Origin of the sequence: Rhizobium sp. K102, assembly GCF_022385315.1 — a bacterium.
GTDB classification, from domain to species: Bacteria; Pseudomonadota; Alphaproteobacteria; order Rhizobiales; family Rhizobiaceae; genus Rhizobium; species Rhizobium croatiense.
In genome coordinates this window covers 1066666-1080490 of sequence record NZ_CP092436.1, presented here as the reverse complement: position 1 = coordinate 1080490, position 13825 = coordinate 1066666, and the positions used below count along the sequence as shown (strand labels likewise).

The following is a 13825-nucleotide window of genomic DNA, read 5'->3' as shown; positions in this document are numbered from 1 at the left end:
CGAGTTCACGGGGATATCGACAGAATGCAGCAGAGCGGCGTGCCCTATTTCAGCCAATGGGAAACACCCGGCATGACGCTGCCGGTACTTGCCGAGGGCTCGCAAGCCCTGCTCAGCGATCCGCGCTGGCGTCATTCGGGAGCCGGCACCATTGAGGAATATGCGCGCTGGGCCGTCAATGTCTGCGGCATGGCCTGTCTGAAGATGATCCTTGCCGCCCGTGGCGAAATCCGTCCGACCATCGAACTTGCCCGTGCCTGCACCGCCTACGGCGGTTATGTCGTCAACGAGATCGACGCCTCGATCAAGGGGCTGATCTACGCGCCCTTTGTGCGCTTCGCAACCGAGCGTTTCGGGCTCGACGCCGAGACGATCACCGGCATCGAAACCTCGGCCATTCCTGATCTTCTGTCGAAGCGCCGGTTCTTCATTGCCTCGGTGCATTCGGCCATTCGCTGGCCGGAGCACAAACCGCCATCGAAGGGCGGCCATCTGGTGCTGGTGACAGCAGCCTCGCAGGAAACGGTCCGCTTCCACAATCCATCCGGCCACGACGAGGCGAGCCAGGCCGATGTAACGCTGCCGCTTGCCGTCTTCGACCGCTTCTTCGCCAATCGCGGCATATCGGTCGACGCCTGACCCTTTCAGAACCTGATCCTTCCGGAGGCTTGCATGACCCCTTCCCCCAACAGGCTGCGCATCGCCGTGCTTTTCGGCGGCCGCTCGGCCGAGCACGAGGTGTCCGTGCTCTCGGCAACCAACGTCATGGGTGCGCTCAAGCCCGAAAAGTATGACGCCTTTCCGATTTTCATCACCCGCGAGGGTCGGTGGCTCACGAGCAGCTTCGTGGACGGCGCCTTGGCGACGCCTTCATCGGGCACGGAAATCTGCCTCGTGCCGGGCGGCTGCGGCCGGGTGATGGCAATCCCCGCCAACGGCGCACCGCATGAGTTGGCGGCGATCGACATGCTGTTTCCCGTGCTGCACGGCCTCCATGGCGAAGACGGATCGGTACAGGGTGTGGCGCAGGTGGCGCGTGTGCCGCTTGCAGGCTGCGGCATCCTCGGTTCGGCCGCAGCGCTCGATAAAGAGATCGCCAAGCGACTGCTCAGGGCGGCCGGCCTGCCGGTCGCCCGCGCCGTAACGATCCATGAAGGGACGACCCCGTCGCTCGCAGCGCTCGAGGGCGAACTCGGCCTGCCGCTGTTCATCAAACCGGCGCGCCAGGGATCGTCGGTCGGCGTCGCCAAGGTTCATGCCAGCCAGGAATTCGCAGGCGCTCTTGCCGAAGCCTTCCGCCACGATCGCACCCTGCTCGCCGAGGAATTTATTGCCGGCCGCGAGATCGAATTCAGCGTGCTGGAGGATGCCGCTGGAAAGCTTTTCGTTTCGCGCCCCGGCGAGATCGTCCCGGCGGAAAGCCACGGCTTCTACAGTTACGACGCGAAATACATCGACGAGACGGGCGCGGCGCTGAAGGTGCCGGCGGAGCTGCCGCCCGAGCTTGAGGCCGCCATGCGCGACGCAGCGGCAGAAGCCTTCCGGGCCGTTGGCTGCGACGGGATGGCGCGCGTTGATTTTTTCCTGACCCCGGACATGCGCTTCGTCATCAATGAGCTCAACACCATCCCCGGCTTCACCGATATCAGCATGTATTCCAAGGCGATGGCGGCAAGCGGCGTCAGCTATGCCCAAGTCATCGACCGGCTGGTGGAGCATGGCATGGCGCGCGCCGGCCGGACTGCCTGAGGCAATGTCGGACAGCGGATGTCGGCGAGGTAAACCTCACCGTCTGCGAAAGACACACCACTGAAAGGACTGCCGGCCGCCGCCCGGTGTCGTGTGGTCCTCGCGCCAGTCGCGTTCGAGCGCGAAGGCGAAGGAAAATTCGGTCGCAAGCGCTGCCGCGTCGTAACGCTCTACCGGCAAGCCGCTGCACCGCTCCGGGCCGTCCGGCGCGAAAGTCGCGATGACCATGATGCTTCCCGGCGCCGTACCGGTTTCGAGCGCATGGCGATAGGCCAGCCGCTGCCCGGGATCGGTGAGGAAGTGAAAAACGGCGCGATCGTGCCACACATCGTACCGGCGGTCAGGTTTCCATGCGGTGACGTCGGCAACCAACCAAGTGATACGAAGGGCTTCGTCCCCGAGCCGCGCCTTGGCGACGTCAAGCGCCGGCGCGGCGATATCGAGCACGGTGAGATCGGACCAGCCGCGCTCGACGAGACGGTCGACAAGGCTCGATGCCCCGCCCCCCACATCGATCAGCGAAGCCGAGGCCGGCAATTGCAGCTCATCGAGCACATGTAAGGAAGGCCCGGGCGTCGGCTGATACCAGCTGACGCTGTCGGCCGCCTTTGTGCGATAGACCTCATCCCAATGTTCCCGTTTCGCGTCTGTCATCCGGCACCCCATCTCTTGCAGAGCCCGATCCTGACCTATCAAGATGTAAGGATTGAGACGTCCGTCAACCGTCTTCCGCCTGCGAACCTGATCTCACGAAGCCGAGTGACGATAGACGATATCGGCAGGATCGGTTCGGGGCGCCGTGGGGTCGAGACGTGCCCCCAGCCGTTCGGCAACGGCAACGGATGCGGCATTGCCGGGAGCGATATAGCTGACCAGCGACGGCAGCTTGAGCGTCGAAAAGGCCCAGTCCCGCAGCGCCAGGGCCGCCTCGGTCGCATAACCCCGGCCCTCATGGCCCTCATAGACGAACCACCCCAGTTCCTTCTCAGGAAAGAGCGGCCCATGATTGATCCCCACCTGACCCACGCACTCGCCGCTCTCAGCAAGGTCGATCATCAAAGCCCCATGCCCGAAAAGCTGCCAGAGCGCCACGTCGTGGCAGAACATCCCCCAGGCGGCCCTGAGATCGAACGGACCGCCCATTCCGGCGGACCGCGGCGAAGCCATCAGCCGCGCATAGGCTTCGAAATCGTCGATCTCGGGCTTCCGGAGAATCAGCCGCTCGGTTCGGAGAGTGATCGCGCCGGTTCCGGACATGTCATCGCCTTTCTGCTGAACATCTAGCTTTCGAACGCCGGAGCGAACCGAAGCGTGCCTCTCGGCGCCGGCCCGTGGAGGACAATGTGCTGCACGAGCCGCGTATCGAGATCGTGATAGCTGAGTCTCCCGTCGCTGCTGAAGCCCGCGCCGCGATAGACGTCGGGATTGCCGATCAGCGCGCATCCGCTTGCACCCATCTCCTCCAGCAATTCCAGCCCCCTGGCGATCAGCGCCTTGCCGATGCCCTGCCGCTGCCTGTCCGGCTTGACCGATATCGGGCCGAGCCCGAACCAACCCGCATGGACGCCGTCGATCGTTACCGGCGAAAACGCCACATGCCCGAGAATCTCGCCGTCCTCTTCCGCAACCAGCGACACCGTCAGATCGCCGCTGGCGCGAAGCCTTCGGACAATCGCCGCTTCCGTGCCGTCGCTGTAAGCCATCGGCTCAAAAGCAATCGATGTCAGATCATGGATCGCGTCGATATCATCAGACGTCTCGATTCGGATGAGCATCTTTGTCAATTCCCAGGCGTGTTGTCTCGCGCAAGCAAGTGTCTTATCCCATTGAAACGAAATGTCGTAGATCCGAGAGAATCCTGCGGGAATCCGCTACCCTCTTCCGCCGGAGATTTTCCGGGGATATAGACTGGCCCCCGTGGGCACCGTCCTGCTGATCGAAACATCGGAGCGTAACATCTCTGCCGGCACCGTCCGGAGGCTGTGTGCGACTTCGCAATCAGAGGTTTTGCGATGAATGATATCGCCGATCACGGTGTTCATTTCGGACGAATTGCCGCCATGCTGCGAGTTCAAGGACATGACCAAGGCCTACGACTTTTACGCCAATGTCCTGGGCTTCAAGAAAATATTCGAGAACGGAAATCCTGTCGGCTTCATGATCCTGAAGCGCGATCAGGGCGAGCTGCATCTCACCTTGCAGCCGAACCACAAGGCTGCGGACTTCAATGTCGCGCACCTGATGGCCGACGATGTCGACGCGCTGCATGCGCTTTGCCGGCAATATGGGCTGAGGATCATCAAAAGCCTTCAGGACAAGGACTACGGATTGCGGGCCTTTGTGTTCGAAGATCCCGACGGCAACCGTATCGACGTAGGTCAACCGATCTAGCCGGGTCGATGGGCACTGGATGGGGAATGCGGATACATTCCCCATCCAGCGCTGGAAAACACCGGAATTCCGCGGCGAACGCCGAAGACTGGTGCCGGGCGGCTGCGGGCTGTGAAAAAGCCCGACGCAAAGGCCGGGCTCTTCCTCGATCTCTTCTCGGCAAACCTCAGAAGGTCGCCGCGCCGCTGCCCCAGGGGCCGTGGTGGAAATCCTTGCCGTCCAGGCGATCGAAGCCGTGGGCGCCGAAGAAATCGCGCTGGGCCTGGATGAGGTTCGCGGTTCCCCTGCCCTGGCGGTAGGCGTCGAAATAGGTGAGCGCTGAGGTCAGCGCCGGCACCGGCAGGCCGGCCGAGATGGCGGCAGCGACAACACGGCGCAGCGCCGGGATCGATTCCTTGACCATGTCGGAGAAGGCAGGCGTGACGATGAGGTTCGCAGCGTCCGGCGCCTTGGTGAAGGCCGAGGTGATCTCGTCGAGGAACTGCGAACGGATGATGCAGCCGGCGCGCCAGATCCGGGCAATGGTCGGCATCGGCAGCGACCAGTTGAACTCGCGCGAGGCTTCCGCCATCACCGCGAAGCCCTGGGCATAGGCGCCGATCTTGGCGGCAAAGAGGGCCAGTTCCAGATCCTTGTTGAGCTCGGGACCGTAAGCGATCGGGAAGGAGACGGCCTGCGTGCCGAAGATCTTTTCCGCCGCTTCGCGCTGCGACTTCATCGAGGAGAGGCTGCGGGCGGCGACAGCGGCTTCGATCGCCGTTGCCGGAATGCCCATGTTCTGCGCTTCGATCGCCGACCATTTGCCCGTACCCTTCTGGCCGGCCTTGTCGAGGATCACGTCGACCATCGGGCCGCCGGAAACCGGATCGGTCGCCGCAAGCACCTTCTCGGAAATCTCGATCAGGTAGGAGTTCAGCCGGCCCTTGTTCCATTCCCCGAAGATGCCGGAGATGTCGGAGGCACTCTTGCCTAGGCCGTCGCGCAGGATGCCGTAGATTTCGGCGATCATCTGCATGTCGGCATATTCGATGCCGTTATGAATGGTTTTGACGAAATGGCCGGCGCCGTCATTGCCGAGCCAGGCGACGCAGGGCTCGTCATTGTAGCGGGCGGCAATCGAGGTCAGCACCTTCTCGACGCGCTTCCAGGACTCTTCGGTGCCGCCGACCATGATCGACGGGCCGTGGCGCGCACCTTCCTCGCCGCCGGAAACACCCATGCCGATGAAGGTGAGATCGGTATCCTTGAGGCGGTCGAAGCGGGCGACGGTGTCGCGGAAATTGGCGTTGCCGGCATCGATCATGATGTCGCCCTTGGAGAGGTGCGGGCGCAACGCCTCCATCTGCTGGTCGACGGCATCACCTGCCTTGATCATGATGATGATCGGCCGCGGCGGCCGGATCGCGTCGACGAACTCTTCGATGGTCTTGCAGGGAATGATCTGCTTTTTCAGATCGCCGGCGCTTTCGTAGAATTCGTCGGTTTTCTCAGGCGTGCGGTTGAACACCGCAATTTTATTGCCTTTCTCCGCGATGTTGAGCGCCAGGTTGGAGCCCATGACCGCAAGGCCGATCAGTCCGATTTCTGCCTTTTCCACGACAAACCTCCGATGTGTCATTTGGACCGGTGTTGTGGCACTGTCTCGCTCAAACGGCAAGTCTGCCAAGGGTCTAATCGGTTCGCAAAAGCCAATGAAATGAAGCTTTCAATACCGGCTTGTCCGACAACCTGCCATCTGATCGGCCACCAGCCATGTGGTGTGACCTGCCCTTAGCGCATCTCTAATGCCCTATCTCGTGTTATCATAGTTCGGGTTATTACTCTCGCTCGACCAAGATCAAGGATCTGCAAGCCATGTCGACTATGCCCGCAAAAATCATCCACCAATCGATCGAGCGTGACTGGCGCGACGTCTACGACTTTGCCGGCAAGCCGGAGAATATGCCGCTTTGGGCCTCCGGCCTTGCGACCGGTCTCGAGCCCAATGGCGCCGACTGGGTCGCCCATGGCCCTCTCGGCACCATCAAGGTGAGCTTCGTGCCCGCCAATGAATTCGGCGTGATCGATCATACGGTGACGATCGAATCCGGTCTCAGGGTCTATAATGCGTTGCGCATCGTGCCGAACGGCGATGGTTGCGAGATCATGTTTACGCTGCTGCGTCTGCCCGGCATGACCGACGCGCAGTTTTCCGCCGATGCCGCCCATGTCGAGAAGGACCTCGCCATGCTGAAAGCCCTGATGGAGAGATAGATGGACGATAAGTCAGAAAACCACGATCGCCGCATCGACTATGTCGAGTTCAACGTCGCCGACATTGCCGCCGCCAAAGCCTTTTACGGCTCTGCCTTCGGCTGGCGTTTCACCGATTACGGGCCAAACTATTGCGAATTCGACGACGGCCGTCTGAAGGGCGGCTTTACCGATTTCGGACCCGTCCGGCCGGGAGGCCCGCTTGTTGTCGTCTACGCCAATGATCTGGAGGAGGTGCTGACGTCGGTCGAAAGAGCCGGCGGCACGATCTGCCGGCCGATCACCGACTTTCCCGGCGGCCGCCGCTTCCATTTCCTTGATCGAGACGGTTATGAGCTCGCCGTCTGGGCGACTGCGTGATTGGATTACTGATCCATCACGATCAGAGCGCCGATCACCGTGCCGCCTGCATCGCGCAGCGGCGACATGCGACAGCGCACCTGCCGCGATGCGCCAGCGCCGGTCGCCCGCTCATAGGTGTAGTCGATCTGCTCGCCGGCAAAGCAGGCATCCAGCTTATGTTTGGCGCATCCGGCAAAGCGTTCTTCGCCGATGAATTCGGAAATATGGTGGCCGATGAGGTCCATCGGCTTCCTGTTGAGATGGGCGCTGTTGGCCGCATTGGAATAGAGATAGCGATAATCCCTGGTCAGCACCGCTACCCGATCCGGCAGGCTTTCGAGGATCGCCGCATTGAGAAACTGGCCGTTGTCGGTGTCGGGCACATAGGCTGCCGGCGGTGCAATGCGCACATCCTGCGGTGAAGGCACCTGCCAGTCCGGCCCATGAGTGCTGAAATAGCGGTCAAGCAGGTAGGAAAGCACCGTCGTGTGTTCTCGGACGCTGGCGCTGTCGTCGGCATCCCGGGCGATGAGATGGCTGACGAACTGCAGTTGCATATACACTTCCAGCAGATTGGCGGCCTTGCATGCCAGGATCGCCTCGACCAGCGGCTCGACATGCCGGTCGAGCGACATGACGCGCTGATCGTCGCCGATGCGTATGGCTTCCTCTATTTGCGCGTAACGTAAGGAAAAGGCTCGAAACAGCTCCAGCAAGACGCCTCTCACTCCCATTGTCCCAAGCGGTGTGTCCATAACCGATATGGCTGCATGCGCCTTACGGTAGATTTTACTCGCGCCCTGGTGGTGACAGGTAACATGAAGTGTACTCGGTTTCAATCCGAGAGCACCTGCCGCTTTTCACCGCTGATAAATGGGGGTGGACCTTCTTACGCGAGCGTCTTCTTGATCTGCCAGCGGTCGTGATACCAGAGCCACTGTTCCGGATATTCCCGCACCCAGCTCTCCACCTTGTCGTTGAGCAGCTGGGCCGCCACCGGCAGGTCGAGATTGCCTTTTTCGTCGCGCGGCATATCAAGTCGCGGTTCGATTTCCAGGCGGTAGCGGTTTCCCGGCAGACGAATGCAGCGCGCCGGATAGACCTCGCAATCGAACTGGCGCACCAGCTTCGGCAGCAGCGGATTGGTCTTCACCTCGCGCCCGAAGAAGGTGCCCTTCAGCCCCTTACCGAATTTCTGGTCGACGAGCACGCCCACCCCCTGACCCGCTTCCAGCTGACGCGCGAGCGCGAAGGAGGAGCCGGCATGCGACGGCACCAGCTTGCCCATGCGGGCGCTGCGGAAGTCGAACACCTTCTTGGCGACGTAAGGATTGTTCGGCGGCCGGAAGAGCACCGTCACCGTTAGCCCGAAGGCCGCACCCGCCACCGGCAGCAGCTCGAAATTGGCAGTGTGGCCCGTGAATACGATGAAGGGGCGCGGATTGTCGCGCAGGTCGAGGAAGATCGGAATACCCGACACCTCCACCCTGCCAGGCTCCGATTTTTCGGGATCATAGTCGAACAGCTGGTCGAGGAAGACGTATTCGGCCGCAAGCCTTCCCATATTGCCCCAGCTGGCGAGCGCGATCTCCTCGATCTCGGCCTCGCATTTCTCGGGAAAGGCGTTGCGCAGATTGGTCAGCATCAGCCTGTGGCGGCGGGTCCGCCGGCCGAGGCGGCGCATCACCCTGTCGGCAAAGCGGATCGCGCCGTCGGCCGGAAACAGCTTCAGCAGGTTCAGGAAGCCGAACATCGCCTGCGCCACCAGCCATTGCTGCAAATTCCTGAGCGCCAGGACGATCCGGGTGATGATCAGCTTCACGTGCGCTCAATCCATCTTCAGGATGATCTTGCCGAAAATCTGGCGCGATTCCATCCGCTCCAGCGCCCGGTCGATATCGTCGAAGCCGACTTCGGTATCGATGACGGGATGGACGAGCCCGCGGCCCATCTTCTGCATCGCATCCGCCATGTTTTCCATGCGGCAGCCGAAAGAGCCGAGGAGCTTCAATTGCTGCTGGAAGAGCATCATCAGGTTCATCTCGGTCGAGACACCCGAGGTCGAGCCGCAGGTGACGAGACGCCCGCCGCGCTTCATGCAGAGCATCGAACCGGCCCAGGTATCCTTGCCCACATGTTCGAAGACGACGTCGACGCCCTTCTTCTTGGTGAGCTTGCGCACGACGCCTTCGAAGCGGTCGGTGCGGTAGTTGATGACGTGATCGGCGCCGAGCGCCTTGGCCCTCTCGATCTTGTCGTCGGAGCCGACGGTGGTGATGACGGTGCAGCCGATCTTCTTGGCAAGCTGGATCGCCGCCGTGCCGATGCCGGAGCCGCCGGCATGGACGAGGATCGTTTCGCCGGGCTCGAGCTTCGCATTGTCGAACAGCATGTGCTCGACCGTGCCGAAGGTGACCGGCGCGAGCGCCGCCCCAATAGCATCGACGCCGGGAGGAGCGGGGACGAGCAGGCGCGCCGGCAGATTGACCTTCTCCTGCGCGAAACCGTCGAGATGGAAACCGTGCACGCCGGAAACATGTTCGCAGAGATTGTCACGGCCTTCGCGGCACGGGCGGCAGAGCCCGCAGGTACGCGCGCCGTAAATCGAAACCAGCTGACCCGGCAGCACGTTGGCGACGCCAGGGCCGATGGCTTCGACGACGCCGGAGGCTTCTGCGCCGATGACGAGCGGCATCTTGCGCTTGGCGAATGCCATGCCGCGCCAGCCCCAGACGTCGATGTGATTGAGCGCCACTGCCTTGACGCGCAGCGTCACCTCGCCGGCTGCGGGCGCCTCCGGTTCCGGCAGGTCGGTGATCTCCAGCTTGCGGTCGTCGATCAGTTGCAAAGCGCGCATGGCAAAACCCCTCGCCTCGAAGGCGTCATCTCATCTCGAAAATTGTCGGGAACCGCTTAAGCCGGTTCGAGCGCCATGACAAGGCTGGCATTCTGCCCGCCGAAGCCGAAGGAGTTGGAAAGCACGGCGGAAACCTGGGCTTCCCGCTTCTTGTTCGGCACGACATCGAGCACGATCGACGGATCGGGATTGTTGTAGTTGATCGTGGGCGGCAGCGTGCCCGTCAGCATCGTCTGCAGCGAGAACACCGCCTCGACCGCGCCCGCCGCCGTCAGCGTATGGCCGATCATCGACTTGTTGGACGACACGGGAATGCCGACCAGCTTCTCGCCGAAAACGGCGGACATCGAGCCATATTCCATCTTGTCGTTCTCAGGCGTCGACGTGCCGTGCGCGTTGATGTAGCCGATACCGCTCTCGTCGATACCCGCATCGGCAAGAGCCGCGCGGATCGTCGCGATCGCCGGGCCGCCGTCGGGCGAAGACCGGGTGCGGTGGAAGCTGTCGGCCTTGTCCCCGGCGCCCTTCATGATGCCGAGCACCTTGGCGCCGCGAGCGACCGCCGATTCCAGCGATTCCAGCACCAGGGTCGCAGCACCTTCAGCGATGACGAAGCCGTCGCGATCCTTGCTGAACGGCTTGGAGGCCTTGGTCGGCGGATCGTTCTGCGTCGAAAGAGCCGAAAGCAGCGAGAAGCGGATCAGCGCTTCGGCGCTCAGCGATCCGTCCGTCGCAACCGTCAGCGCGCGGTCGGTGCGGCCCTGGCGGATCGCCTCGATACCGAGCTGGATCGCGGTCACACCGGAAGCACAGGCCGTCGACAACGTCACCGGCAGGCCGCGCGTGCCGAACCGGTCGGCAAGTCGCTCGGAAATCGCACCGAACAGGGCCGCTTCATGGAACGCCGGATCGGGGCGCTGGCGCAGCGCCGTCAGGAATCGCTCATAGGCATCACCGGGATGGTCGGCAGCCGGCGAACGGTCGGCGAGTTCGAAACGGGCGCTCCATTCCGGCTCGATCGGCGGCGCGGCAAGAAATCGGGGGCCGTTGAAATCGCCTGACAGACCAGCATCGGCCAGCGCCTCGATCGTTGTCTCGCGCGCAAAGGCATAGGAGCGCTCGACGGCGTTCGGCACGGGAATCTCGATGAAATCGACGGTGCCGGCGATCCGGGTCGACAGGCCTTCGGTCGGAAAGCGGTTGATCGCGTGGATCCCCGAGGTGCCGGAAGAAAGGGCCGCCCAATTGTCCTTCAGGCCCTGGCCCAGCGACGTGATGATGCCCATGCCGGTCACTGCGACGATCGGCCGGCCGAGATGATCCTTGTAAGCGGAAGCTGTCATATCTCTCTCCTCACGCCTCTGCGGAAAGAACGGCGACGCCCTCGCCGCGCTGGTGTCCGACCGTCGTTACGACGGCGGCCTTCGTGCCCGCCTTCATCGGCGCTTCATGAGCAGCGTCGAAGGGCGGAACCTTGGCCTTGGTATCGATGGCAAGGGCTGCGAGCGCCAGCCCCAGCGGGAAATGCGCCTCTATCGTGTGACCGGACACGCCGCCGAAGCCGCGGATCGCAGCGCCGGGAAGCTGATGCTCAAGCACCGCCTTTTCGCGGGCGGCGATTTCATGCATGCCGGTCGAGCCGGAAAAGATGGCCGTGCTGTCCGGCGGCAGCTCGGCGGCAGGCTTCAGCAGCCGCTCCATGCGCACTTCGAAATTGCCGGCGCTACGGCTGCCGCGATCGCCCTCGACGGCGCTGATCGTCGCATAGATATGCGCCCCGCGCTCTTCCGCGTGCTTGCGCGATTCCAGCACCAGGAAGGCGCCGGCCGAACCGGTGATCATGCCGCCGCCTTCAAGGCCGGAGCGCGACCAGAGCGGCGCCCATTCGTCGCGCGTATGCGCGCCGATCGCTTCAGTGAGCAGGATCATGTCGGGACGTTCGGCAGCAAAGGCGCCGCCGACAAGCGCATGGGTGGATTCGCCGGAACGGATCCGCCAAAAGGCCGTCTCGACGGCGGAAACGCCTGAAGCTTCCTCGCCCATGAAGGTGCGCGAGGAGCCGGTGACCTTGTGAACGATGGAGATGTTGCCGGCCAGCAGGTTGGAAAGCTGCGCCAGGAACAGCGTTGGCCTCAGCTCCGTCGTCAGCTTCTCATTGAGCAGCAGCTCCCGGTCGTTGCGCTTCAGGCCTTCGTCGACGATCAGCGTATCGACGTTGATGTCGCGCTCGCCGCCGCCGGCGGCCACGATCATGTCCATCGTGCCGCAGGCCTCGATATTGTCCTTGAAGCCGGCATCGTCGAGGGCCAGACCCGCTGCGAAGACGCCGATACGCTGCCAGTTTTCCATCTGGCGCTGGTCGCCGCGCTTGGCGATCTGCTGCGACCAGTCGATCTCAGGCAGCGGATGCACCGGATAGGGTTTGAACTTCTCGGTCTCGACGATCGCCTTCGGCGCACTTTCGGCCGAAAGCAGCGCGATATGCGCGTCCTTGCCGACACCCTGGCAGGTAACGATGCCGACGCCCGAAATGACGACGTCGTTTGCAGCCTTGCTCATCCAATCACTCCCTGCGCTGCGATCGCTTCGAGAAGCCCGACCTCGCCGGCGCGTTTTTTCACGATATCGCCGAGCGGCACCTCGCTGAAGGGCATGGTGCGCAGTTTCAGCTGCGCATCGCAGACCTTCTTGCCGCCGCTGGTGATCTTTGCCTTGGTGACCGCGAAACCCGAACCGTCATGCTCCAGCACAGCCTCGATATCAAGCACGGCTTCAGGCTCGACAAAGGTGCGCATCTTGGCGCCGTCGACCGACATGAGGAAGGGCATGGCGGCAAAATCGGTGGCGGCAAGCACCAGCATGCCGGAGGCCTGCGCCATGGTCTCGATCAGGAGCACGCCGGGAACGAGCGGCATGCCGGGAAAATGGCCTTCGAAGACGGGGCTTTTGGCCGGCACGACGGATCGTGCCGCAAGCGTCCCCTTCTTCAGGTCCACCGCTTCGACGCGGTCAATCATCTGGAAATATTCCAGCAGCATTCGGATCCTCCGGCTCGACGGGCAAAATCCGCCCGCCGGTGACGCCTACTTAGGAACGAAACCGCCCGGCCGCCATATTCAGGGCGGCAGGGCGTTCAAAAAAGACTGATATGTCGCTCAGGCCTTGGCTGCTTTGAGCTCGTCGATCTTGGCGCACAGGTTCTTCAGCACGAAATACTCTTCGGTGGAAACCTTGCCCTCATTGACTTCCTGCGTCCACTTTTCGAGCGGAATCTTGATGCCGAATTCCTTGTCGATCGCAAAGACGATGTCGAGGAAATCGAGGCTGTCGATACCGAGGTCGTCGATCGTATGGCTCTCCGGCGTGATCGTGGCACGATCGATCTCGCTGGTTTCTGCAATAATGTCGGCAACTTTATCGAATGTAGCGGTCACGCGCTGTACCTCATGAAATGACGATTTAAACCCCCTCATAGGCAAATCCATTTCAAAAGCCAATGCTTTCGTCCGGGCGTTGCGGCAATTTGGCAATCAGGTGTTGCCTAAACAGCAATGGAGTGCCGGACGTTCCAGAGTGTTGCGCGAACCCTGAAAGGCGATGCAAGGCTCTCCCGGCGCGAAATGGGAGGCTGACCGAATCAAATAGGTGACGCGCTCGATGCGACCAACATCCGCATCTGAGTTTGATCTGGATCAAATCGCGCCGAATTCGAATTCAGGCGCTGATCCGGGATCAGCGCGTGATGACCACCCGGGTATTGGTGAGCCCTGCCTGCCGCGCCAGCGAAAAGAACTCCGCCGCATTGTCGGGATGCAGGCGAACGCAGCCATGCGAGGCCGGCCTGCCGAGACGCTTCAGATCGAAGGTGGCGTGAACGGCGTAACCGCCGTTGAAGAATACGGCGTAAGGCATCGGCGCGTTGTCGTATTTGCGAGAGCGGTGATCGCGCGACAGCCATTTGGCGCTCCAGGAACCGGTCGGCGTGACATAACCATTACGCGCGGTCGAAACCTTCCAGCGATACTTGACGAAACCGTTCTCGGTGACGGTCATCGTCTGCTTGCCGATGCTGATATTGGCAACCAGCGTTGCTGCCTCAGCCGCAACCGGAGAAAACTGCAGCAATAAACTTGCGGCCGCAGCCGCAAAAATCGTCTTCATGATAACCCCTCTTCGCACCCGCGCAGTTTGATTGCGCCCTCACGACAGAGAGACTACGACGATACTTATTAT

16 protein-coding genes and 1 pseudogene are annotated in these 13825 nt (G+C 62.1%); 5 read left to right on the top strand and 12 right to left on the bottom strand.

Going from position 1 to position 13825, the window contains the following annotated elements:
- The first annotated feature begins 24 nt into the window (after window positions 1–24).
- Window positions 25–639, top strand: a complete 615-nt coding sequence (locus MHI61_RS11200; protein WP_239792052.1) for a C39 family peptidase — start codon at window positions 25–27, stop codon at window positions 637–639.
- A 33-nt stretch (window positions 640–672) separates the two neighbouring features.
- Complete coding sequence (locus tag MHI61_RS11195; protein ID WP_239792051.1) at window positions 673–1749, top strand: D-alanine--D-alanine ligase family protein; 1077 nt, start codon at window positions 673–675, stop codon at window positions 1747–1749.
- Between the two features lie 36 nt (window positions 1750–1785).
- Here MHI61_RS11195 and MHI61_RS11190 read toward each other — a convergent pair whose 3' ends face one another.
- From MHI61_RS11190 to MHI61_RS11180, 3 genes are all read right to left on the bottom strand, one after another.
- A complete protein-coding gene (locus tag MHI61_RS11190) occupies window positions 1786–2403 on the bottom strand; it encodes a class I SAM-dependent methyltransferase (protein WP_239792050.1) in 618 nt (205 codons plus the stop codon).
- Window positions 2404–2496: 93 nt separating this feature from the next.
- A complete protein-coding gene (locus MHI61_RS11185) occupies window positions 2497–3006 on the bottom strand; it encodes a GNAT family N-acetyltransferase (RefSeq protein ID WP_239792049.1) in 510 nt (169 codons plus the stop codon).
- Window positions 3007–3029: 23 nt separating this feature from the next.
- A complete protein-coding gene (locus tag MHI61_RS11180) occupies window positions 3030–3524 on the bottom strand; it encodes an N-acetyltransferase (RefSeq protein ID WP_239792048.1) in 495 nt (164 codons plus the stop codon).
- 237 nt (window positions 3525–3761) lie between these two features.
- Between MHI61_RS11180 and MHI61_RS11175 the strand changes: the two are divergent.
- Window positions 3762–4140 (top strand): annotated as a pseudogene (locus MHI61_RS11175) (glyoxalase superfamily protein).
- A 166-nt stretch (window positions 4141–4306) separates the two neighbouring features.
- On the opposite strand, the gene gndA reads toward MHI61_RS11175, so the two are convergent.
- The gene (gndA, locus tag MHI61_RS11170; RefSeq protein WP_239792047.1) at window positions 4307–5758 is read right to left on the bottom strand and encodes an NADP-dependent phosphogluconate dehydrogenase; all 1452 of its coding nucleotides are present in this window, start codon (window positions 5756–5758) and stop codon (window positions 4307–4309) included.
- Between the two features lie 236 nt (window positions 5759–5994).
- Here gndA and MHI61_RS11165 point away from each other — a divergent pair, with 236 nt between their 5' ends.
- Both MHI61_RS11165 and MHI61_RS11160 read left to right on the top strand, forming a co-directional pair.
- Window positions 5995–6393 carry a hypothetical protein gene (locus tag MHI61_RS11165; protein WP_064682402.1) on the top strand — a complete coding sequence of 133 codons (399 nt, stop codon included), beginning with the start codon at window positions 5995–5997 and terminating at the stop codon, window positions 6391–6393.
- Window positions 6394–6753: a VOC family protein gene (locus tag MHI61_RS11160; protein ID WP_239792046.1), complete on the top strand. Its 360-nt coding sequence runs from the start codon at window positions 6394–6396 to the stop codon at window positions 6751–6753.
- A 5-nt stretch (window positions 6754–6758) separates the two neighbouring features.
- Here MHI61_RS11160 and MHI61_RS11155 read toward each other — a convergent pair whose 3' ends face one another.
- From MHI61_RS11155 to MHI61_RS11120, 8 genes are all read right to left on the bottom strand, one after another.
- Entirely contained in the window at window positions 6759–7451 is a 693-nt protein-coding gene (locus tag MHI61_RS11155; protein ID WP_239792830.1) for a PAS domain-containing protein, read from the bottom strand.
- 173 nt (window positions 7452–7624) lie between these two features.
- A complete protein-coding gene (locus MHI61_RS11150; RefSeq protein ID WP_239792045.1) occupies window positions 7625–8557 on the bottom strand; it encodes a lipid A biosynthesis lauroyl acyltransferase in 933 nt (310 codons plus the stop codon).
- A 6-nt stretch (window positions 8558–8563) separates the two neighbouring features.
- A complete protein-coding gene (locus MHI61_RS11145) occupies window positions 8564–9592 on the bottom strand; it encodes a zinc-binding dehydrogenase (protein WP_239792044.1) in 1029 nt (342 codons plus the stop codon).
- A gap of 56 nt (window positions 9593–9648) precedes the next feature.
- Window positions 9649–10935, bottom strand: a complete 1287-nt coding sequence (locus MHI61_RS11140) for a beta-ketoacyl-ACP synthase (RefSeq protein WP_239792043.1) — start codon at window positions 10933–10935, stop codon at window positions 9649–9651.
- A gap of 10 nt (window positions 10936–10945) precedes the next feature.
- Window positions 10946–12151, bottom strand: coding sequence for a beta-ketoacyl-ACP synthase (locus MHI61_RS11135; RefSeq protein WP_239792042.1), 1206 nt, complete (start codon window positions 12149–12151; stop codon window positions 10946–10948).
- Window positions 12148–12630, bottom strand: coding sequence for a 3-hydroxyacyl-ACP dehydratase FabZ family protein (locus tag MHI61_RS11130; protein ID WP_064803194.1), 483 nt, complete (start codon window positions 12628–12630; stop codon window positions 12148–12150). Before MHI61_RS11130 ends, MHI61_RS11135 begins: the two co-directional genes overlap by 4 nt.
- A gap of 117 nt (window positions 12631–12747) precedes the next feature.
- The gene (locus tag MHI61_RS11125; RefSeq protein ID WP_003540486.1) at window positions 12748–13026 is read right to left on the bottom strand and encodes an acyl carrier protein; all 279 of its coding nucleotides are present in this window, start codon (window positions 13024–13026) and stop codon (window positions 12748–12750) included.
- A gap of 298 nt (window positions 13027–13324) precedes the next feature.
- Entirely contained in the window at window positions 13325–13753 is a 429-nt protein-coding gene (locus MHI61_RS11120; RefSeq protein WP_222139977.1) for a L,D-transpeptidase, read from the bottom strand.
- Window positions 13754–13825: the final 72 nt, after the last annotated feature.